Here is a 21,482-nt window from a genome sequence, read left to right as displayed (position 1 = left end):
CATGAGTGAAGCTGTCGAACTGGCCACCGAGCCGAAGCCGAAGCCGAGCCTGGAGGACCTGGAAGAGGCCCTCAAGGACGTGGTGGACCCGGAGCTCGGGATCAACGTCGTCGACCTCGGCCTGATCTACGGGATCCACATCGACGACGAGAACGTCTGCACCGTCGACATGACGCTGACCTCGGCGGCGTGCCCGCTGACCGACGTGATCGAGGAGCAGGCCCGCGCGGCGCTGCTGACCGGTCCGGGCGGCGGGCTGGCGACGGACCTGCGGATCAACTGGGTGTGGCTGCCGCCGTGGGGCCCGGACAAGATCACGGACGAGGGCCGCGAGCAGCTCCGCGCGCTCGGCTTCAACGTCTGACCGTTCGGACCCGGCGTGGACGACGCTGGACCGCGCCGGGCCACTTCGCCTCAGATCAAGGGCGAGTTCACAATCTTCATATGGTTACGGTGGGGCGTGACCGGCATCTGAAGGTTGGCCCCGTGTGACCCCGTGAAAAAGGGCGCTCCCGGTAGGGAGCGCCCTTTTCTGGCCTACTTGGCGGAGGCTTTTCTCGCCTCGCCCCGGAGCTGCGCGTCACGCTTCTCCGCCGACTTCTTCTTCTTGATCCGGTCCTTCGTCCAGCGGACCTTGCCACGCGCTCCTCTACCCATTCGGGAAGTGTAGCCGCAATAATTCTGTATTCCCCGGTCAGCCCCTACGCAGCCAGCTGATCCCGAGTTCCTCGGCGGTGTGCGCGACCAGAGTGCGTAGTTCCGCCGCTTCCGGGGTGTCGCCCAGGGCGTCGGCGAGGGTGTTCTGGGCGGCGGCGATCTGGGGGCGGGCCCCGGCGGCGGCGCGCTGCTGGACGGACAGCCGGAACAGCGGGACGGTGTCGTCCCCGGTGGCCAGGTGTCGGCTCGCGTACGACTCCAGCAGGACGTCACCGGTGTCCCGGGCCCACTGCCGGACCTTCTCGTACCCGGCGGTGGCGGTCGGGGTGTCGCCGTGCAGGTTCTCCGTCGACACGGCGTGCCAGAAGATCGGCCAGCCGCCGAGTTCGGGGGCGTCGAGGACCGTGGCGAACTGGTCCACCGGGTCGGCGTCGAGGCCGGGGAGGTCGAGGGAGAACAGCCGGCCCCAGTAGGTGACCTGGCCGGTGAGCAGGGTGGCGAGCGGGGTGTCGCCGAGGGCGGCGATCGCGGCCAGGGCCGGGGCCACGTCGCCGAGCTGCCAGAGGAACCGGTCGACGGTGACCTCGGCGATGAGGGCGGCGCGGACCGGGTCGGAGGCCTCGGCGGTGCCGAGATGGTCGAGTGCCAGGTTCCACTGGCCGGCGCGCTGGAGGTGTCGGGCCACGGCGAGTTCCGGGCGGGACAGGTAGGCTTCGTCAAGCGTCATGGGACCTACCATGCCCCCTCTCCGTGTAGGTGGTCAAGTGCGTTACGAGGACTACATCGCGAATCTGGCCCGGCTCGCCGTCGAGCTCGCCAACGGCGACGGCCCGACCCCGTTCAGCGACATGATGTTCGGCGACCACCGGGTCGCGCGCCCCACCCCGGAGGAGCTGGCCGCCCTCCTGGCCGAACTGCGCCCGGCCCTGGAGGCGGTGGCCGACGGCGGCCCACTGACCCCGGTCAACGCGCTGCTCGCGCACTACCCGCCCCGGCTGCACATCAGCGACCACGACGGGCTGGGCGACCCGCACCTGCACCACGCGTACGACGGGGAGCCCGCCCTGGACTGGCTCGCCCGGGGATGCGGCGCGGCCCTCGCGCACATCGCCTGCGGGGTGCCCGAGGTGGTGCTCGGCCGGTGCGGGGCCAAGGGCTGCCCGCACTTCTTCGTGGACTCCTCGCGGAACCACAGCCGGCGGTTCTGCGGCAACACCTGCGCCAGCCGGACCACGGTCGCGGCCCACCGCAGCCGCGCGAAGGGCGCCTGACCGGCCACCGGAGAGACGCCCGCACCAGGACGCGCGAGCCGGCTACAGGTGCTTCAGGGCCTCGCGGACCGAGAGCGGGGACAGCGTGTCCCGGTGGGCGGCCACGAACGCGCGGACCGGCTCGGGCTCCGTGTGCGCGTACTCCCGGAGGGCCCAGCCCAGGGCCTTGCGGATGAAGAAGTCGGGGTGGCCGGCGAGGTCCGCGCAGTACCCGAACAGGCGGGTCGCGTCCGTGCGGCCCTTGTAGCGCAGCTGGTGCAGCACCGCCGTCCGGGCCACCCAGAGGTTGTCGTCGCGCGCCCAGGCGTCCATGGTCGCGACCAGCTCCGGATACGCCGTCACGAGCGGGCCGACGACGTGCGCGGCGAGCGCGTCCACCGTGTCCCACCACGGGTGCGTCTCGACCAGGAACCGGGCGGTGGCCAGGAAGTCCGGGCCGGCGACGGCGATGTGGCGGGCGGCGTAGTCAGTACCAAAATAGTGGTATTCGCGTTTGTCGAGCGCCCAGCAGGCGCGCACGACCGACTCCAGCTCCGCCCCGGACGGCTTCGGCAGGCCCCGGGTCACCTCGCGGGACAGCGCCCGGCGCGGCGTCGACATGATGCCGAGGAACGCGAACTGGTCGCGCATGTAGGCCGCCATCGCCACGGCCCGCTCCGGATCGGCGGCCCCCTCGAAGGCCGCGGTCAGCCGGGGGAGCAGCGTCGGCGTGGTCACAACCCAGAGCATCCCATCCGGGTACGACACCCGGGCGGGAACCCGCGCCCGACCGCCCCGCCGAGCGCCGCTCCGGCCGCGCCCGGCGTGGCATAGCGTTGCGGGATGGCGAGCAGACCAGCGGTGGGCGGCGGACGGTGGGTGGACGTGGCCCCGGCGCGTCTGGACAGGTGGATCGCCGGCTTCGCGGAACGGCACGGCGGCGCGACCGAGGACGGCCTGACCCTGACCGGCGGGGACGGCGAGACCGCCGAGTTCCACCTGACCGTCGGCGCGGCGGCGACCCTGGCGGAGCTGGTCGCGGCGGCGAACGAGCCGTACCGGATCGCCCTGATCCTCGCCCGGCGCGGCGGCTACGCGGTCGGGGTGGCCGCCGGTGACCGGCTGACCGTCTCGAAGGTCGACACGAAGTACGTCCAGAGCCGGACGGCCGCCGGGGGCTGGTCCCAGCAGCGGTTCGCCCGCCGCCGCGCCAACCAGGCCCGGCAGGTCTGGGACGCGGCGGCGGACACGGCCGTCCGGGTACTGGTGCCGGCGGGGCCGGTCAGCGCCCTGGTGTGCGGCGGGGACCGCCAGGCGGTCGACGAGATCCTCACCGACCCCCGGCTCGCCGCACTGGCCGCCGTGCGGGTCGACCGGTTCCTCGAGGTGGCCGACCCCCGGCTCGCAGTCCTGCAGCAGGCCGTTCTCCAGGCGCGGTCGGTGCGGGTGCGCTTGAGTTCCTGACGGGGCGGCGACGCCGTTGTCGCCGCCCCGCCGGATCCGGGCCACTCCCAGCCCGGAGTCCTGATGCGTGCCTGGTGGCCGGTCACCCTGGCCCGGAGGTCCCGCCCCGGGGGAGGCGGGTCGGTGCGGGCGGCTCCCGGCCAGGAGCCGCCCGCCGACCGCGCGACCCGACGCCCCCGGGCCGCGCGGCCCGACCGCGCGACCCCGGGCGTGGCCGGCCGCGCGACCGTCTAGAACCCGTAGATCTGGTACGAGAACGTGGTGCTCCCCGACGAGCCCCCGGCCGTCGCGGTGACCTTCACGCTGTAGGCCCCGGCGGTCGTCGGCGTGCCCGAGATCGCGCCGGAGGAGCTGATCGCCAGCCCCGGCGGCAGGCCGGTCGCGGAGAACGTCAGCGTGCCGCCCGAGCTGGACGTGGCCTTGACCTGCACCGGGAACGACTGGAACCCGACGAACCCGCTCTGGTTACCGGGGTTGGTGACCGTGACCGTGCCGTTCGGCGGGGTGGTCGGCTCGGCCGTGGGGCTCACGGTGGGGCTGGTGGTCGGACGCGGCGTGGGGCTCGACGACGGGGACACGGTCGGGCTGGACGTCGGCGTCGGCCCGGTGCCGACGGCCTGCGCCCAGATCGTGTACGCGATCCCGTCGGCGGCCCGGTTCAGCGCCGTGTCGTTGATGTTCGTCGGGTACTTGTCGCACGACGCGTGGTAGCACGGGTCGTAGGAGGAGTTGGCCGTGCCGCCCCATTTCTGCTGCTGGGCGGTCGTCTTGCGCGCGCTGGCCCCGGTGGCGTACCCCGAACTGGCGATCCCGGCGTTCTGGAAGGAGTAGTCGTCGGAGCGTCCGGCGCCTTCCTTGTTCTCCTCGGGGGCGAGGTTGAGGGATTCCCAGTAGTCCTTGAGGGGTTTGGCGACGGCGGTGGTGATGTTGTTGACGAAGTATCCGGCGTTGGTGGAGGCGATCATGTCGAAGTTGTAGTACCCCTTGATGGCGCTCTTCTGGGTCGAGGTCAGGGAGCTGACGTAGAACTTGGAGCCGTTGAGGCCCTGTTCCTCGTCCGTCCACCAGCCGAACCGGACGTGCTTGGACATGCTCGGGTTCGCCGACGCGAGTGCGAGGGCCGCTTCGAGGATGGCGGCGGAGCCGGAGCCGTTGTCGTTGATCCCGGGGCCGGCGGAGACGCCGTCGAGGTGCGCGCCGAACATGATGACCTGGTCGGCCGGCCCGCCGGGCCAGTCGGCGATCAGGTTGTCGGAGGCGTACTGGCAGCCGCTGGTGCAGCGCTGGCGCGACACCGTGTACCCGGCGTCCTTGAGTTTCTGCTCGATGTAGGCCACCGAGGCGGTGTGCCCGCCGGACCCGGCCCGCCGGTTGCCCGAGTTGTTGGTGGCGATGGTCTGGAGCTGGTTGAGGTGCGCCTTGACGTTGTCGACGCTGATGTCGGGGGCCGCGAGCGACGGCGCCGACTGCGGGCCGGCGTTGGCGGTCACGGCGACCGCGACGGCGCCGGCCAGGCCGAGGGCCAGGGCGGTGAGGGCGATACGTGAGGTCTTCATGGGCACGTCTTTCGCTGAGGGGTTCCCCGCCCCGGGGTCAGTGGGGCGGGGAGAGGGGACCGGCCCGGGACGCGCACCCCCCTCGGGACACGCCCCGGGCCGGAGCTGCTGTTAGAAGCCGTAGATCTGGTAGCTGAACGTGGTGCTGCCGGTGGCGCCGCCGCTGCTGGTCACGGTGACCTTGACGGAGTACGTGCCGGCCTGGCCGGGCGTGCCCGCGATCGAGCCGGTCGCGCTGATCGACAGGCCCGGCGGCAGTCCGGTGGCCGAGTAGGTCAGGGTGCCGCCGTTGCTGGAGGTGGCCCTGATCTGCACGGGGAAGGACTGGAAGCCGACGAAGCCGGACTGGTTACCCGGGTTGGTGACGGTCACGGTGCCGCCCGGCTGCCCGGTCGGGCTGGTGCTCGGGCTGGCCGTCGGGCCCACGGTCGGGCTGGTGCTCGGCGACGGGGACGCCGTCGGGCTGGTCGACGCGGACGGCGACGCGGTCGGGGTGGAGCCCGTGCAGGTCGGCTCGTTGGACTGCGCGGGGACGCTGACGGCGTTCCACGCGGCCTTCACGGCGTTGTACTGCGCGCACGTCGAGTCGATGTTCTTCGCCGACGTGAGGGTGAGCGTGCGGTACTTCGCGTACGTCATGTTCGACGTCTTCGCCAGCATCGCGTTGTAGAAGATCGCCCCGGCCTTCTTGATGTCCTTGAGCCCGGCGACGGCCGTGTTGTTGCAGGTCGGGCTGTTCGGCTTGCCGCCACCGGGCGCGCTGCCCTCGGCGAGCAGGTAGAACCAGTGGTTCATCGGCCCGGCCGCCTTGTGCACCTCGGTGTTGGGGATCGAGGAGGAGTAGCAGTTCGGGTCGTTGGAGACCTTCGAGGGCTCGTACATGTTGCGGATCGGGCCGTTGCCGGAGAAGTTGATCTCCTCACCGACGAGGTAGTCGGGCTCGTCGTAGTCGGCGGACTCGTTGGCGTACGCCTCGGTCAGCGCGCCGAAGATGTCACCGGTCGCCTCGCCCAGGCCCGCCTCGCCGGACACGGAGCTGCCGCCCCCGGTGTACTGGTCCAGGCCGTGCCCGAACTCGTGGCCCACCACGTCGAGCGAGCTCAGCCACTCCTTCGCGGAGTTGTAGCCGATCTTCACGTACGGGGCGGAACCGCCGGTCCAGTACGCGTTGTTCTCCTGGAGGCCGACCCGGATCTGGAAGCCGCCGCCCTGGCCGTCGATCCCGTTGCGGCCGTACCAGGACTTGAGCATGTCCCATTCCTTCTGCGCGGCGAACAACGCGTCCACGCAGCCGGTCTCCTTGTCCTTGGCCTGCCCGTTGCCCCACGTGTTGTCGGAGCCGCTGAACACCGTGGAGTTGCCGTAGTCGGCGCACGACAGCCCGGGCCGCTTGGGGTCCTTCATGGAGTACGTCGAACCCGACAGCGTCGTGTCGATCGTCAGCGGGCTCGGGCCGTTGTAGTGCGCGGTGCCCTGGCCGGCCTCGGCGTGCACGTCGTCGTAGGTCCTCACGACCCCGGCGGTGCGCGCGTCCACGAACACGTGCTTGCGCGACTCCAGGCCCTTGTCCCGGCCCGTCACGATGGTCTCCCAGGTCAGGGTCGGCGTGCCCCAGGCCAGGACGACGAGCCGCTGGCCCTCGACCGAGGTGGCCTCGGTGAGCTGCCCCTTCGCGACAGCCGTGGCCCGCGCCGCCTCCACGGTCGGCGTGGTGTCCACCGCGATGGCCGCGGTCTGCGCCACCGACGTGGACCGGACCCGGCCCTGGGCGTCGGTCACGACGGTGAAGTCACCGCCCACCACGGGCAGGCCCTTGTACTGCCGGTCGTACGTCACGTACTGCAGGCCCTGCGGGCTGGAGGCGACGCCCCGGGCCGCGTACTTCTCGTCCGCACCGGTGAACAGCGCACCGGCCTTCGCGGCGATCAACTGGTCCGCACCGGCGACCGCGGCCACCGGGTCGACCACGGGGTTGGCGTTGGCCGCCAGGGCCGGGGGCAGGGCGGCACCGGCCAGGCCGGGCGCGCCGGCTCCGGTCAGGGCGGCGGCGGTCGCGACCGCGACGGCGGCGCCGACGGCCACCCCCGCGGCTAACAGACGCTGGGTCCTCATGGAAATCCTCGCTTGTCAGAGGGGAATACGGCCGATGAACAAGGGGGTTCATCGAGACCGGTGAACGGAGCGTAGGAGCGCGCGGACCTGGGGAAATGCCCTAGAAGGGGGATCGAGGGTGATCCGTAGGGTGCGGTCGAGGGTTGTGTGACCCACCGCACACAACAGGTCGCTTTACGTGCTGAGCTGGGAACACTCGCCTGAAACGGGCCGGACGGGCAGACTGGCGCTATGCAGGATGTCGCCGCCGTCCTCGGCCGTACGGAGGTCCTCGACCGGTGCCGGGTGCGGCTCGACCGGGGCGGCGGGCTGCTGCTGTACGGTCCCGCCGGCATCGGCAAGACCACCCTCGTCGACGCGCTGGCCGCCGAGGCCGCGTCCGCCGGCACCCTCGTGCTGCGCAGCACCCCCTCGGTTGCGGAGTCCGAACTGCCCTACCTGGCGCTCGCCGACCTGTTCGGCGGCGTGATGGTCGCGGCCGGCCCCGTGCTGCCCACCCCGCAGCGGGTCGCCCTGGACACGGCCCTGCTCCGCCGGGTGCCCGCGCCCGGGTCCCGGGTCGACCCGCTGGCCGTCCGGCTCGCCGTCGTCGAGCTGCTGCGGTACCTGACGACCCGGCGCGGCGTGCTCCTCGTCCTCGACGACGCGCAGTGGATCGACCAGGCCAGCTTCGACGTGCTCGCCTTCGCCGCCCGCCGGCTCACCGGGGGCCGGCTCCGCGTCCTGGCCGCCGAACGCACCACCGGCCCGCCCGCCCGCACCGCCGTCGTCCCGGCCCCGGAGGAGGAGTTCGAACTCGGCCCGCTGTCCGAGGACGTGCTCGCCGACCTGCTCCGGGCCCGGCTCGACGTGCGGCTCGTCGGCCCCGGCCTCAGCCGGTTGTGCGCGGCCAGCGACGGCAACCCGTTCTACGCCCTGGAACTCGGCCGCTCCCTCCGCCGGCACGGCGCCCAGCCCTGGCCCGACGAGCCGCTGCCCGTCCCCGACCGGCTGCGCGCCCTCGTCGCGGCCCGGCTCGCGGACCTGCCCCCGGAGTCCGGCCCGGCCCTGCTGCTCATCGCCCTCACCGGCCGGCCCGAACGGGTCCTCGTGCCCCGCACCGACCCCGGCGTCGTCGCCGCGATGGACGCGGGCGTCCTGGTCTTCGGCGTCGACGGCCGGCTCCGGTTCAGCCACCCGCTGCTCAGCGACCTCGTCCAGGCCGAGGCGGACCCGGCCGACCTGCGGGCCGCGCACGCCCGGCTCGCCGCCCGCGCCGACGACCCCGTCGAACGCGCCCGGCACCAGGCCCTCGCCGCCGACGGCCCCTCCGAACAGCTCGCCGCGGACCTGCTCGCCGCCGCCGTGGTCGCCGAGGACCGGGGCGCGCCCGGCACCGCCGCCGAACTGGCCCACCTGGCCGCCGGCCGGACCGTGGACCCGGCGCTGGCGGCGAGCAGGCTCGTGACCGCCGGCTGGTACGCGCACCGCGCCGGCCTCGCCGACCGGACCCGCGCCATGTGCGGGGAGATCCTGGCCGGCGCCGTGCCGTCCGCGCGGGTCGAGGCCCGGCTGCTGCTCATGGAGCTGTCCGGCGGCGACACCACCGGGGTCCGTACCCTGCTCGCCGCCGCCGAGGCCGACGCGCGCGGCGACGACCGGCTGACCGGCTGGGTGTACCGCTACCGCGCCGAACTGGCCGTCCGCGAGACCGGCTGCGCGTCCGCCCGACCGGACCTCGACATCGCCGAGGAGCTGGCCGAACGCTGCGGCGACACCGAACTGCTCCTCGACACGCTCACCATCCGGCTGTCGGTGGAGGTCACCATCGACCCCGAGCACGCCCGGGAGGTGCTCGACCGGGGCCTGCGGCTCGCCGAGGGGCGGGAACTGACCCGGGGCTCGGCCATGCTCCGCCGGTACGCGGCCCTGGCCACCATGCGCGCGGGCGACCTGCCCCGCGCCGTCGACGTGATGGAACGCCTCCGCGCCGACGTGGAGCGCGCCGGCATCCTCACCGAACTGTTCGAGGTGCTCCAGCTCTGTTCCGTCGTCTACGGCCGGGTGGGCCGGTGCGCCGACGCGTACGCCACCGGCCTGCTCGCCGGCCAGCTCCGGATGGAGGTCGAGCCGACCCCCGGCCGCGGTCTCGTGCACCAGGGCACCGCGGAGCTGTTCGGCGGCACCGTCGAGCGCGCCGTCGAACTGCTGGACGCCGCGATCGACGTCCAGGAACGCATCCACGACCAGGAGTGGTTGGGCTTCGGCCTGATCGCCAGGGGCCGCGCCGACCTGCTCCTCGGCCGGCTGGAGGCGGCGGCCGCCCGGCTCGACCGGGCCCGCACCCTGATGCACAAGCTCGGCCTCACCGACCCGGCCCAGACGATGATCGACGCGGAACTCGCCGAGACCATGGCGCTGACCGGCAACGCCGACCAGGCCGTCCTCGTGCTCGCCGCCGCCCGCGCCGAGGCCGCCCGGCTGCAACGCACCTCCGTGCTCCTCGGCTTCACCCGGGCCGACTGCGTCATCGAGGCCGTCAGCGGCCACCCGCGCGAGGCCGCCGACCGGCTGCGCGCCGCGCTCACCGAACCGGACGCCCCGCCCCTCGACATCGCCCGCGCCTGGCTGACCCTGGGGGAGCTGGAGTGGCGGGCCCGGCGGCCGGGGCTGGCCCGGGTGGCACTGCGCGAGGCGGCGGACCGGTACGGGCTGGCGGGCTGCCGGCCGTGGCACCGGTACACGATGGAGCGGTTGGCCCGGCGCGACGCGGAGGGCGGGCCGGCCTCGGAGACGGAACGCCGGATCATCGAACTGGTCCGGGCCGGCGCGACGAACAAGGAGATCGCGGCGACCCTGCACCTGTCGGTGAAGGCGGTGGAGGCCAACCTGACGAAGCTCTACCGCCGCCTGGGGGTCCGCAACCGCGCCGGCCTGGCCCGCACAACCCAATAGCCCTTTTTTCCGGGTACTGGGTCCCGCACCGGATCCGGGGCGTCTCCCGATGCCCGGCCCCCGAACGCCCTGGGCCCCGCGTGCCCGGCCTCCCCGCGCCCGGATCCCGCGCGCCCCGGTGTCCCCGACCCGTCAGGCCTTGAACGTCTGCCGGTACGCTGCCGGCGGCGCCCCCACGATCCGCCCGAAGTGCGCCCGCAGACTCGCGGCGGTCCCGAACCCGCAGGTCGCCGCGATCCACCCGACGGGCTGGTCGCTGGTCTCCAGCAGTTCCTGGGCCCGGTACACCCGCTGGTGCAGCACCCACTGCAACGGCGACATCCCGAGCGCCGAGGCGAACCTGCGCTCCAGGGTCCGGACGCTGACGTTGGCGTGCCCGGCCAGTTCGGCGGTGACCAGGGGCAGGTGGAGGTGTCCGCCGATCCAGTCGAGCAGCGGGGCGAGCCAGTCGTCGGTGTCCGGCGGGGTGGGGCGGCGGAACTGGGCCTGGCCGCCCGCGCGGTGCGGCGGGGTGACCATCCGGCGGGCGATGTCGGCGGCGACGGCGGCCCCGTGGTCGACGCGCACCACGTGCAGGCAGGCGTCGATGCCGGCCGCCGTACCCGCCGAGGTGATGACGTTCTTGTCCTCGAGGTAGAGGACCGAGGCGTCGACCCGGACGGCCGGATGGCGCCGGGCCAGCTGGTCGGCGTGCAGCCAGTGCGTCGTGGCCCGCCGCCCGTCGAGGACCCCCGCCGCGGCCAGCACGAACGCCCCGGTGCAGATCGACAGGATCCGCGCGCCCCGGGCGTGGGCGGCCCGCACGACCTCGACCAGGTCCGCCGGGGGGTCGTCGAGGTCCGGGCAGGCCGGCACGATCAGCGTGTCCGCCCGGTCCAGGTCGGGGCTGGGCCCGGCGGGGAGCTGGAAGCCGGGGCCCAGGGTGACCGGGGCGTCGCCGACGACGGCGATCGAGAACCGGTACCACGGCTCGGGGAGGCGCGGGCGGGCGGCGAAGATCTCGCACGGCACGGCGACCTCGAAGATCGGCATCCGGTCGGAGAGGGCCATGACGACGACGTGCGGCTGCGCGACCATGACGCAAATCTAGCGCATGCTGCCGTTCACGGCACTGTTGGCGGCGTCCGGGGCCGGGCAGACTCGGCGACATGCGCAGCGAACAGACGCCGGGACAGGCGATCACCGTGTACGGGGCCTACGGGCACACAGGCAGATTCGTCGTCGCCGAACTGCGGCGGCGCGGCTGGACCCCGGTCCTCGCGGGCCGGGACGCGGCGAAGCTGGCCGCCGCCCGGGACGCGGTGCCACCGGCCGGCGCGGCGATCCCGGCCGGCGCGGGAGGCGTGGCGACCCCGACCCGCGCGCCGGTTGAGGACGGAGGCCCTGCGGCGCCCCTGGAGGTCCGCCCGGCCTCCGTGGACGACCCCGAGGCCCTGGACCGCGCGCTCGCCGGCTCCGTGGCCGTCGTCAACTGCGCCGGCCCGTTCGCCGAGACCACGCCGCCCCTCGTCGCGGCGGCCCGGCGCGCCGGCATCCCCTACCTGGACGTGACCGGGGAGGCCCTCGTCGCGATCGACACGTTCGAGCGCTACGCCGACGGCGACCGGAGCATCGTCATCGCGCCGGCGATGGCCTTCTTCGGCGGCCTCGGCGACCTGCTCGCCACGGCCGCCGCGCGCGACTGGGACTCCGCCGACGAGGTGACGGTCGCGGTCGCGCTCGACAGCTGGATTCCGACCCCGGGCAGCACGAAGGCGGGGGAGCGCCGGGCCGGCCGGCGGGTCGTGTTCCGCGACGGCGGGCTCACGGTCCTCCCCGGCGACAACGCGCCGCCGACGGGTACCTGGGAGTTCCCCGCGCCGTTCGGCACCCAGGAGGTGGTGGGCGAGGTGTCCGTCACGGACGTGGTGACCATCCCGCGCCACCTCCGCACGCCGGTCATCCACGCGCTGCTCAACACGCGCCCGCTCGCCGACCTCCGCGATCCGACGGGTACGGGCCCGGAGGCCGTCGACGACAGTGGACGGTCGGCGCAGCGGTTCCTCGTCGACGTGGTGGTCCGCCGGGGGAGCGAGGAGCGCCGGGCCTCGGCCCACGGGCAGGACATCTACTGGTTCACGGCCCCGATCGTGGTGGAGGCGGTGGAACGGATCCTCGACGGCCGGGCGAAGGCCACCGGGGTCGCCACGGCCGGCGAACTGTTCGACGCCCGCGACTTCCTGGCGGCACTCCCGTTCGACCACCTGTCCCTGGACGGCAGCTGACCGGCGCGGGGCCGTGACCGGCCGTCATCCCGGCGGCACCACGCGGAACGGCCCCCACCGCGGTGGGGGCCGTTTCGCGGAACCCAGGTCAGCCGAGCGCGTTCCCGAACGTGTTGCACTGCTTCGGGTCCCCGGTCTCGAAGCCCTTCCCGAACCACTGCTGCCGCTGCACGCTCGACCCGTGCGTCCACGAGTCCTTGTTGATGCTCCCGGTGGCCTTCTTCTGGATGGCGTCGTCGCCGACCGCCGCCGCCGCCGTGAGCGCCTCGGAGATGTCCTGCTGGGTGACGGACTTGAAGATGGCGTTGCCGGACTGGTCGGTGGTCGCGGTGGCGGCCTTGGCCCACACCCCGGCGTAGCAGTCGGCCTGCAGTTCCAGCATCACCGAGTACTGGTTGGCGTTGCCCGGGTCGCGCTGCTGGGCGCGGCGCATCTGCGCCTCGGTACCCAGCAGGTTCTGCACGTGGTGCCCGTACTCGTGCGCCAGCACGTACGCCTGCGCGAACTGGCCCGGCGCGCCGAACCGCTTGGCGAGCTCGTCGTAGAAGGTGAGGTCGATGTACACCTTCTTGTCGCCCGGGCAGTAGAACGGGCCGACGCCGGAGCTCGCGCTGCCGCAGGCGGTGTTGACCGAGCCGGAGAAGAACTGGGTGGGCGCGAGCTGGTACGCCCGGCCGAAGTTAGCCTGGAGCCCGCCACGCCAGTAGTTCTGGATGGAGTTCACGAAGAGGGTGTTGCGGCACTTGACGTCCTTGAACCGGTCGGGGTTCGACACGGCGCACTTGGACTGGAGGTCGGAGTTGTCGACGTTCTGCCCGGAGGTGGTGCCGCCGGAGTCGAGGATGCCGCCCATGCCGCCGAGGTTGCCGCCGACGCCGAGGAAGCCGAGCAGGCAGATGATCAGCAGCCCGACGATCCCGCCGCCGAACAGGCCGCCCTTGCCGCCGAGCACGGACCCCAGCCCGCCGCCGCCGGACCCGCCGCCGGAGTCGGCCCCGGGGAACGACGCGCCGCCGGGGAACTGGAAGCCGCCGCCACCGCCACCGCCCGAGGAGCCACCTGTGGCGTCCTCGACCTGTGACGTGTCGATCTCGGCCTTCTCATTGAATTCCATCTCGCCTCCTGCGGACAGATTACGGTCGCTTCGTCCTCCGTGTCACACGTGACGCAAAACCCATTTTGATCATGAATGCGCCCCCGGTAGACTGGCTGGGTGCCTCTTCTCCTCGACTGACCCGACGGTGTCCGTTCCCGTCCTCGTCACGCCTTTCTTAGTTCCCCGAGAGTGAGCACGTTAGTCATGATTTCCGTCAGCGGCCTCGAGCTGCGCGCCGGCGCCCGCATCCTGCTGTCCGACACCACCCTGCGCGTCCAGCCGGGCGACCGGATCGGCCTGGTCGGCCGCAACGGCGCGGGCAAGACCACCACCCTGAAGGTCCTGGCCGGCGAGGGTCAGCCGTACACGGGCCAGATCGAGACCAAGGGCCCGATCGGCTACCTCCCGCAGGACCCCCGCACCGGCGACCCCGAGCAGCGGGCCAGCGACCGGGTGCTCTCCGCGCGCGGGCTCGACGTCATCATGGCCGAGATGAAGGCCGTCGAGGCCCAGCTGGCCACGGAGCACGGCGACAAGCTCGTCCGGAAGTACGGCGCCCTGGAGGACCGCTTCGCGGCCCTGGGGGGCTACGCGGCCGAGGCCGAGGCCGCCCGGATCTGTTCGAACCTGGGCCTGCCCGACCGGGTGCTCGCCCAGAACCTCGGCACCCTCTCCGGTGGTCAGCGCCGCCGGATCGAGCTGGCCCGGATCCTGTTCTCCGACGGCGCGGAGGGCGGCATCCTGCTGCTCGACGAGCCGACGAACCACCTCGACGCGGACTCGATCACGTGGCTGCGCGGATACCTCGCCGGCCACAAGAGCGGGCTCATCGTGATCAGCCACGACGGCTCGCTGCTGGAGGCCGTGGTCAACAAGGTGTGGTATCTGGACGCGAACCGCTCCGTAGTCGACCAGTACAGCCTGGGCTGGAAGGCCTATCTCACCCAGCGCGAGTCCGACGAGCGCCGCCGCAAGCGCGAGCGGGCCAACGCGGAGAAGAAGGCCGGCGCGCTGTTCGCCCAGGCGGACAAGATGCGGGCCAAGGCCACCAAGACCGTGGCCGCGCAGAACATGGCCAAGCGGGCCGAGAAGATGATCAGTGGGCTGGAGGAGGTCCGGGCGAGCGACCGGGTCGCCAAGGTCCGGTTCCCGGCCCCGGTGCCCTGCGGCAAGACCCCGCTGACGGCCAACGGGCTGAGCAAGTCCTACGGTTCGCTGGAGATCTTCACGGACGTGGACGTGGCGGTCGACCGGGGTTCGCGGGTGGCCATCATCGGCCTGAACGGCGCGGGCAAGACGACGCTGCTGCGGATGCTCGGCGGCGTGGTCGAGTCCGACACGGGCGAGGTCGTCGCCGGCCACGGCCTGCGGATCGGCTACTACGCCCAGGAGCACGAGACCCTGGACGTGGACCGCACGGTTCTCGACCACATGCGCTCGGCGTCGTCGGCGGTCGGCCCGCACGGCACCGGCCAGACCGACACGGAGCTGCGCAAGATCCTGGGCGCGTTCCTGTTCACCGGCGACGACGTGGACAAGCCGGCCGGGGTGCTCTCCGGCGGCGAGAAGACCCGGCTGGCACTGGCGGGCCTGGTCTGTTCCGGCGCGAACGTGCTGCTCCTCGACGAGCCGACGAACAACCTGGACCCGGCGAGCCGCGAGCAGGTGCTCGACGCGATCGCCAACTACCCGGGTGCGATCGTGCTGGTCACGCACGACCCGGGCGCGGTGCTGGCCCTGAAGCCGGACCGGGCGATCCTGCTGCCCGACGGCGTCGAGGACGCGTGGTCCGACGACCTGCTGGAGCTCATCGAGCTGGCCTGAGGGCGAAGAACAAGAGCGCCCTTCATCTGGTACCCGGATGAGGGCGCTCTTTTCTTGCGCGTACCCGGATGAGGAGCTCTTTCCTGTCGCCCCGGGGTCGCGGGCGTCCCTCACCAGGGGGTCGCGAGCGCCGCCTCGATCACGATCGCTGTGAGCGCCCCTGCGGTGACCAGAAGTAGCGGGGGGTGCACCGGTGCACCGGCCGGGCGTTCCGGGGCCGTGGCGGCCACCAGGAGCCACGGGAAGAACGGCAGCCACGCGTGCTCCACCCCGCCGCGCGCGAACCCGGCGAACACGGAGAACAGGATCGCCACGAGCGCGCCGATCAGGAACGGCCAGCCGGGGGTGTTGCGCAGCTTCCGGACGCTGGCCACCAGCGCGGGCCCGGCGGCGAGCAGCAGCACCACGAGGCTGATCCCGCTCCACCACAGCGCTGAGCGGTGCGGCTCGATCCGGGCGGCGAAGTCGGCCTGCGCGGTGACCAGCCCGTCGAACCAGTTGAACCCGGCCCAGGTGGCCAGGAGGACCGGGATGAGCGCGCCGAGCCCGCTGGCCAGGTGCAGCATCGGCCGGCGGCGGGCGAAGTACAGGCAGACGACGGACAGGCCCAGCCACGGCACGGAGTACGAGAACAGCGCCGCCACCCCCAGCACCAGCCCGGCGGCCAGGGTCAGTCCGGCGGCCCGCCACCCGGTGCGGATGTGTTTGCTGCCCCGCTCGCCGAGCATCACCCCGGTCGCGCCGAGCAGCGCCACGATCGCGTCGAGGCTGACGGCGGTCCACACCGCGTACGGGGCCAGGACCAGTACCGGCACGAACGCCCGCGCGGCGGCGTCCCCGCACGACCCGCGCACCGCGACCAGCACCACGGGCACGGTCAGCGTCCCGACGGCGGTCAGCAGCGCGCCGATCGCCAGGTCGGGCAGTCCGGCCTCGCGCAGCCAACCGAGCAGCAGCAGCGGACCGGGCGGGTGGCCGACGCCGGTCGAGTCGTCGGTGAACGTCAGGGAACGGGTCAGGCCGCCCGCGCCGTCGACGAGGGCCAGCCCGATCGCCCACGCGAACCCGGCGACGTAACCGAACGCGAGCACGTGCCGCCACCGGAGCCCGTCCAGCAGTCCGCGGGCCGCGGCGACCAGGACGACCAGCGCGACCGCGGGTGCGAGAAGGCTCCCGGGACCGAGGTGGAAGCGGTAATGTCCCAGGAAGGGGGCACTGGCGGTGCCCAGGTGTGCGCCTCCGTGCACGGCCAGCCACGTGAGCGTGAGCCCGACGCCGGCGAGCGTCAACCAGGTCACCAGTTCACGCCGCTCGATCCGGCCGGGTTGTGTCGTCACGGAGCAAGAGGCTATCGGGTACCCGACACGAGCGCGCGTGTTGGTTGGCTTCCGGGGCATATCTGGCGCATGATCTTTGGAAACGATCTCATGGGTGGGATCGGCAACCGCTCACAGCGAGACGTGAGGGATAGATGATGGTAGCCACCGGCACCAGCACCACCACCGAGAAGGGGCGCCGGATCATCGGGGCCGAGCGTCAGACCCTGGCCAAGGACCTCGTCGAGCGGTACGCCGCCGGCGAGAGCATCCGGGCCCTGGCCGCCTCGACCGGTCGCTCGTACGGCTTCGTGCACCGGGTGCTCTCGGAGTCCGAGGTGCAACTGCGGCAGCGAGGCGGCGCGCGGCGTCGTAAGAAGGCGTGACCTGGCCGAACAGGGGGCGTCGGTGACGACACCGGCGCCTCACGCCTCTTCGGTCTCCCCGGCGGGGGTGCGGCTCGACGTCGACGGCCAGGTCGCGACGGTCACGCTGTGCCGCCCCGAGGTGCTCAACGCGCAGACCCCCGCTCTCTGGGCGGCGCTGCGCGATTTCGGCCGCGAACTGTCCGGCGACATCAGGGTCGTCGTGGTCCGGGGCGAGGGCCGGTCGTTCTCGGCCGGGCTCGACGCGGCCGCGATGGCCGGCGGGGAACTGGCCGGCGGGCTGTCCCTCACCGAGATGGCCAAGCTCTCCGAGGACGAGTGCGCGGCCCTCATCGCGGGGTACCAGGAGGCGTTCAGCTGGCTCCGCCGCCCCGACCTCGTGACGGTGGCCGCCGTGCAGGGCCACGCGATCGGGGCCGGTTTCCAGCTGGCTCTCGCGTGCGACCTGCGGGTGCTGGCCGACGACGCGAAGTTCACGATGGCCGAGCCGACCCTGGGCCTGGTGCCCGACCTCGGCGGCACCCAACCCCTGGTCCAGCTCGTCGGGTACTCCAGGGCGCTGGAGATCTGCGCGACGGGCCGCCGGGTGGGCGCGCTGGAGGCCGAACGGATCGGCCTGGCCACGCTGGTCGTGCCGGGCGAGGAGCTGACCGAGGCCGTGGCCGACCTGGTCGCCGCCCTCCTCGGTCCGAACCGCGACGCCGTGGTCGAGACGAAGGCGCTGCTGCTGGGCGCCACCGACCGGTCCTACGCGGACCAGCTGGCCGCCGAGCGCTCCGCCCAGGTCCGCCGGCTCCGTGATCTGGTCGGTCTCGGGGAATAGGTAAGGGTCGACAACCGCTACCACTCCTGACAATATCTCCGACGGGCTCCGCGCTGCGGGTCCGTCTGTGAAGATGGCAGTGGGGTGGCTGAATGGCGATGGGCGGCGGCGGTTTCGGGGGCGGTGGCCTCGGCGGTGAGATGGTCCGTGCGATGCGTCGCGAGGACCAGCTCGGTGACCGCAAGTTGGCCAAGGGCAGCTGGCGGCGGATCGCGGCGTTCGCGGGGCCCTACCGGCGCGACATCACGCTGTTCCTGATCCTGGTCGTGCTGGACGCGGTGGTCGGCGTGGCCACCCCGGTCTTCGCCGGCCGGGTCGTGGACGCCATCACGAAGCCCAGCTCCGGTGCCCAGAAGGCCGTCATCACGATCGCCCTCATCATCGCCGGCCTGATGATCGCCGACGCGATCCTGTCGATCGGGCAGCGCTGGTTCTCCTCCCGGATCGGCGAGGGCATCATCCTCGACCTGCGCACCCAGGTGTACGACCACGTGCAGCGCATGCCCCTGCAGTTCTTCACCCGGACCCGGACCGGCGCGCTCGTCAGCCGGCTCAACAGCGACGTCACCGGCGCCCAGCGCGCGTTCACGTCCACGCTGTCCGGTGTGGTCAGCAACGCGATCTCGCTGATCCTGACCGTGGCCGTCATGTTCACGATGTCCTGGCAGGTCACCCTGTTGTCCCTGGTCCTGGTGCCGGCGTTCATCCTGCCCGCGCGCCGGGTCGGCCGGAAGCTGGCCGCGATGACCCGGGAGTCCTACCAGCTGAACGCGGACATGACGACCACCATGACCGAGCGGTTCGGGGTGTCCGGCGCGCTGCTGATCAAGCTGTTCGGCCGGCCGGAGACCGAGGCGAAGCGGTTCGAGGAGAACGCGCACCGGGTCCGCGACATCGGCGTGCTCACCGCGATGTACGGCCGGGCGTTCTTCACGGCGATGCTGCTCGTGTCGGGCCTGGCCCAGGCGCTGACGTACGGGCTCGGCGGGTCGCTGGCGGTCGCCGGGTCGATCAGCGCCGGTACCGTGGTGTCCCTCGCCCTGCTCCTCACCCGGCTGTACGGGCCGCTGACCGCGCTGTCCAACGTCCGGGTCGACGTGATGAGCGCCCTGGTCAGCTTCGAGCGGGTCTTCGAGATCATCGACCTGCCGCCGGGGATCCGGGAGAAGTCCCCGACCGTGCCGCTGCCGGCCGGTCCGGTGCGGGTGGAGTTCCGGGACGTGGAGTTCAAGTACCCGAGCGCGGCGGAGGTGTCGCTGGCCTCGCTGGAGGACGTGGCGGTGCTCGACCGGCGGGAGAACGACCTCGTGCTGCGGGGCGTGTCCTTCACCGTGGAGCCCGGCCAGCTCGTGGCCCTCGTCGGCTCCTCGGGCGCCGGCAAGTCCACGACCTCGATGCTGGTGCCCCGGATCTACGACGTGACCTCCGGCGCGGTACTCGTCAACGGGGTGGACGTGCGCGACACCTCGCTGGACGAGCTCCGCGACACCGTGGGCGTCGTGACCCAGGACTCGCACCTGTTCCACGAGACCATCGCGGAGAACCTGCGCTACGCCAGGCCGGACGCCACCGAGGCCGAGATGCTCGAGGCCCTGGAACGCGCCCAGGTCGGCGACCTGATCCGCACCCTGCCCGACGGGCTGGACACCCTCGTCGGCGAGCGGGGCTACCGGTTCTCGGGCGGCGAGAAGCAGCGGATCGCCATCGCGCGGCTGCTGCTGAAGGCGCCCGGGTTCGTGATCCTCGACGAGGCGACCGCGCACCTGGACTCCGAGTCGGAGGCGGCGGTGCAGCGCGCGCTGGGCGAGGCGCTCGTCGGGCGGACGGCGCTGGTCATCGCGCACCGGCTGTCGACGGTGCGGGACGCGGACCAGATCATCGTGCTCGACGGCGGGCGGATCGTGGAGCGGGGTACGCACGAGGAACTGGTCGGCTCCGGCGGCCTGTACTCCGACCTGTACCGGACCCAGTTCGCGGTGCTGGACGTCGGCTGACCGCCTCTGGGTACGCACGGCCTGGAACCCCCGTGAGGCGGTGGTTCCAGACCGTGTCAGGTGGGACTAGGCGATGTCCATCCCGTGTCGGGTCCAGCCGGTGGGGCCGTCCATGTCCTTGCGGAGCAGGACGTGGTCGGTGCTGGTCGCGAAGAGGTAGCGGCGCCGGTCGGCGCCCATGATCAGGGTCGGGTCGGTGGCCACGCCGATGCCGACGGTGGACCAGCCGGTGCCGCCGAGGTCGTGGAGCAGCAGGTCGTTGTTGGCGTTGCGGACGTAGATGTTGACCCGGCCCGTGTCGGGGTGGACCCCCACGGTCGGGGTGCCGATGACGCCGATGCCGACGGTGGACCAGCCGGTACCGCCGAGGTCGTGGAGCAGCAGGTCGTTGTTGGCGTTGCGGACGTAGACGTTCACCCGGGCGTTGTAGGGGTGCACGGCCACGACCGGGTCGCTGACGATGCCGATGCCGATGGTCGACCAGCCGGTACCGCCGAGGTCGTGGACCATGAGGTTGGTTCCGACCCGGGTGTACACGTTGACGCGTCCCGTGGCGGGGTGCGTGGCGGCGGTGGGGTTGCCGGTCACGCCGATCCCGATGACCGACCAGCCGGTACCACCGAGGTCGTGGACCATCAGGTCGTTGTTGGTGGTGCGCACGTAGACGTTCACCCGGCCCGTGGCGGGGTGCACGAGCACCGAGGGGTTACTGGCGATGCCGATCCCGATCACCGACCAGCCGGTACCACCGAGGTCGTTGACCAGGAGCTGGTTCTGGGTGTCGCGGACGTAGACGTTCACCCTGCCGGTCACCGGGTGGATGATGGCCTGCGGCTCGCCGACCACACCGATCCCGATCAGCTTCCACCCTTCGGCGAGCGGATCGTAGGAGTACAGGTCGTTGTTCGTCGTGCGGACGAAGTTGACGAGATGGTTGTTCGCGGTGCGGACCGTGTTCTTGCTGTAGGCCGGGGGCGCCGGGCGCGGTGCCGTCTGGGCGATCGTCACGTTCGCGTTCCGGACCAGGTCCGAGGACGTGCCCGTGACCCAGTAGGCCTCGTTGTCGGAGGTGGTCACCTCGCGACCGGCGGAGCTGGCTCCGGCACTGGGCGCGATGGACTGGCCGCCGGGCTGGCAGTTCTCCGGTGCGGGTCTCCCGTTCGGGCAGATGCCGAACTGACCGGCGGTGAGCATCGGGTAGTGCGTCACGCCGCTGTCGTCGGTCACGAACGTCCGGGAGATCACCCGCGGAACGTAGAACGTGCCGATACCGGAACTGATCGAGCAGGAGGGTGCCTGCCGTTCCCAGGTGCGCTTGTAGGGCAGCAGCGCCGCCCCGATCCAGTCGTAGTAGTGGCCCGGCTTCTTGTACGTCTCGGTTATCGAGATCGTCTTCGTCTCGGTGAGACTCACCGTGGCGCTGATGCCGAACTTTGTCTCCACCTCGCCCGACAGGACCTTCAGGTCCACCCCGACCTTGTTCCTGAGCTCCGCCGAGGCCGTACCGGAGGCCGTGCGGGTTCTCGTGTTCGTCGACGAGTAGCTCTTCTCTCCGCCGTCGGTGATGTGACGCTCGGTGCCCTCGACCGCGTGCCCGGGTCCGTACTTGATTCCCGAAGGGTCGAAGGACCACTCCCCGTACTCGTACGACTCGTCGCAGACGTCGCCGAGCGGCAGCACGTCACCCGCGGTGGCCGGCACGCCAGTGCCGACAATGGACGCCACCACCAACGCGGCCAGCGCTATTTTGCGCAGTTCCAACACAGCATTGCTCCCCGTGTGAATACAACATTCTTGGCTAGGTCG

The 21,482-nt window shown here is 72.2% G+C and carries 17 protein-coding genes; 9 read left to right on the top strand and 8 right to left on the bottom strand.

Annotation, left to right across the window (positions count from 1 at the left end; translation table 11 throughout):
- The first annotated feature begins 1 nt into the window (after position 1).
- Entirely contained in the window at positions 2 to 364 is a 363-nt protein-coding gene (locus AB0M43_RS20640; RefSeq protein ID WP_363726919.1) for a metal-sulfur cluster assembly factor, read from the top strand.
- A gap of 330 nt (positions 365 to 694) precedes the next feature.
- Here AB0M43_RS20640 and AB0M43_RS20635 read toward each other — a convergent pair whose 3' ends face one another.
- On the bottom strand, positions 695 to 1,384 hold the full coding sequence (locus tag AB0M43_RS20635; RefSeq protein ID WP_363726917.1) for a hypothetical protein: 690 nt from the start codon (positions 1,382 to 1,384) through the stop codon (positions 695 to 697).
- A gap of 37 nt (positions 1,385 to 1,421) precedes the next feature.
- Between AB0M43_RS20635 and AB0M43_RS20630 the strand changes: the two genes are divergently transcribed.
- The gene (locus AB0M43_RS20630; RefSeq protein ID WP_363726915.1) at positions 1,422 to 1,928 is read left to right on the top strand and encodes a CGNR zinc finger domain-containing protein; all 507 of its coding nucleotides are present in this window, start codon (positions 1,422 to 1,424) and stop codon (positions 1,926 to 1,928) included.
- A 42-nt stretch (positions 1,929 to 1,970) separates the two neighbouring features.
- On the opposite strand, the gene AB0M43_RS20625 is transcribed toward AB0M43_RS20630, so the two are convergent.
- The gene (locus AB0M43_RS20625) at positions 1,971 to 2,645 is read right to left on the bottom strand and encodes a DNA alkylation repair protein (RefSeq protein ID WP_363726913.1); all 675 of its coding nucleotides are present in this window, start codon (positions 2,643 to 2,645) and stop codon (positions 1,971 to 1,973) included.
- 105 nt (positions 2,646 to 2,750) lie between these two features.
- Between AB0M43_RS20625 and AB0M43_RS20620 the strand changes: the two genes are divergently transcribed.
- Positions 2,751 to 3,371, top strand: a complete 621-nt coding sequence (locus tag AB0M43_RS20620) for an acVLRF1 family peptidyl-tRNA hydrolase (RefSeq protein WP_363726911.1) — start codon at positions 2,751 to 2,753, stop codon at positions 3,369 to 3,371.
- Between the two features lie 230 nt (positions 3,372 to 3,601).
- On the opposite strand, the gene AB0M43_RS20615 is transcribed toward AB0M43_RS20620, so the two are convergent.
- Both AB0M43_RS20615 and AB0M43_RS20610 read right to left on the bottom strand, forming a co-directional pair.
- Positions 3,602 to 4,927 carry a M20/M25/M40 family metallo-hydrolase gene (locus AB0M43_RS20615; protein WP_363726909.1) on the bottom strand — a complete coding sequence of 442 codons (1,326 nt, stop codon included), beginning with the start codon at positions 4,925 to 4,927 and terminating at the stop codon, positions 3,602 to 3,604.
- A 111-nt stretch (positions 4,928 to 5,038) separates the two neighbouring features.
- Entirely contained in the window at positions 5,039 to 7,039 is a 2,001-nt protein-coding gene (locus AB0M43_RS20610) for a M4 family metallopeptidase (RefSeq protein WP_363726907.1), read from the bottom strand.
- Between the two features lie 231 nt (positions 7,040 to 7,270).
- Between AB0M43_RS20610 and AB0M43_RS20605 the strand changes: the two genes are divergently transcribed.
- On the top strand, positions 7,271 to 9,973 hold the full coding sequence (locus tag AB0M43_RS20605) for an AAA family ATPase (RefSeq protein WP_363726905.1): 2,703 nt from the start codon (positions 7,271 to 7,273) through the stop codon (positions 9,971 to 9,973).
- A gap of 132 nt (positions 9,974 to 10,105) precedes the next feature.
- On the opposite strand, the gene AB0M43_RS20600 is transcribed toward AB0M43_RS20605, so the two are convergent.
- Positions 10,106 to 11,050 (bottom strand): helix-turn-helix domain-containing protein, encoded by a 945-nt coding sequence (locus tag AB0M43_RS20600; RefSeq protein WP_363726903.1) that lies wholly within the window; start codon positions 11,048 to 11,050, stop codon positions 10,106 to 10,108.
- Between the two features lie 71 nt (positions 11,051 to 11,121).
- On the opposite strand from AB0M43_RS20600, the gene AB0M43_RS20595 reads away from it, so the two are divergent.
- Positions 11,122 to 12,237 (top strand): saccharopine dehydrogenase NADP-binding domain-containing protein, encoded by a 1,116-nt coding sequence (locus AB0M43_RS20595; protein WP_363726901.1) that lies wholly within the window; start codon positions 11,122 to 11,124, stop codon positions 12,235 to 12,237.
- Between the two features lie 88 nt (positions 12,238 to 12,325).
- On the opposite strand, the gene AB0M43_RS20590 is transcribed toward AB0M43_RS20595, so the two are convergent.
- Positions 12,326 to 13,351, bottom strand: a complete 1,026-nt coding sequence (locus tag AB0M43_RS20590; protein WP_363726899.1) for a neutral zinc metallopeptidase — start codon at positions 13,349 to 13,351, stop codon at positions 12,326 to 12,328.
- Between the two features lie 186 nt (positions 13,352 to 13,537).
- On the opposite strand from AB0M43_RS20590, the gene AB0M43_RS20585 reads away from it, so the two are divergent.
- A complete protein-coding gene (locus AB0M43_RS20585) occupies positions 13,538 to 15,157 on the top strand; it encodes an ABC-F family ATP-binding cassette domain-containing protein (protein ID WP_363726897.1) in 1,620 nt (539 codons plus the stop codon).
- A gap of 110 nt (positions 15,158 to 15,267) precedes the next feature.
- Here AB0M43_RS20585 and AB0M43_RS20580 read toward each other — a convergent pair whose 3' ends face one another.
- Positions 15,268 to 16,494, bottom strand: coding sequence for a hypothetical protein (locus tag AB0M43_RS20580; protein ID WP_363726895.1), 1,227 nt, complete (start codon positions 16,492 to 16,494; stop codon positions 15,268 to 15,270).
- Positions 16,495 to 16,631: 137 nt separating this feature from the next.
- On the opposite strand from AB0M43_RS20580, the gene AB0M43_RS20575 reads away from it, so the two are divergent.
- From AB0M43_RS20575 to AB0M43_RS20565, 3 genes are all read left to right on the top strand, one after another.
- Positions 16,632 to 16,859: a helix-turn-helix domain-containing protein gene (locus AB0M43_RS20575; RefSeq protein ID WP_363727012.1), complete on the top strand. Its 228-nt coding sequence runs from the start codon at positions 16,632 to 16,634 to the stop codon at positions 16,857 to 16,859.
- A gap of 22 nt (positions 16,860 to 16,881) precedes the next feature.
- Positions 16,882 to 17,682 (top strand): enoyl-CoA hydratase/isomerase family protein, encoded by an 801-nt coding sequence (locus AB0M43_RS20570; RefSeq protein ID WP_363726893.1) that lies wholly within the window; start codon positions 16,882 to 16,884, stop codon positions 17,680 to 17,682.
- A 92-nt stretch (positions 17,683 to 17,774) separates the two neighbouring features.
- Positions 17,775 to 19,676: an ABC transporter ATP-binding protein gene (locus AB0M43_RS20565; RefSeq protein WP_363726891.1), complete on the top strand. Its 1,902-nt coding sequence runs from the start codon at positions 17,775 to 17,777 to the stop codon at positions 19,674 to 19,676.
- A 66-nt stretch (positions 19,677 to 19,742) separates the two neighbouring features.
- On the opposite strand, the gene AB0M43_RS20560 is transcribed toward AB0M43_RS20565, so the two are convergent.
- The gene (locus tag AB0M43_RS20560) at positions 19,743 to 21,440 is read right to left on the bottom strand and encodes a hypothetical protein (RefSeq protein WP_363726889.1); all 1,698 of its coding nucleotides are present in this window, start codon (positions 21,438 to 21,440) and stop codon (positions 19,743 to 19,745) included.
- Positions 21,441 to 21,482: the final 42 nt, after the last annotated feature.

This window comes from Longispora sp. NPDC051575 (assembly GCF_040681875.1).
Lineage (GTDB): Bacteria > Actinomycetota > Actinomycetes > Mycobacteriales > Micromonosporaceae > Longispora.
The sequence above is the reverse complement of the archived record's forward strand: the minus strand, read 5'-3'. Positions and strand labels throughout refer to the sequence as shown.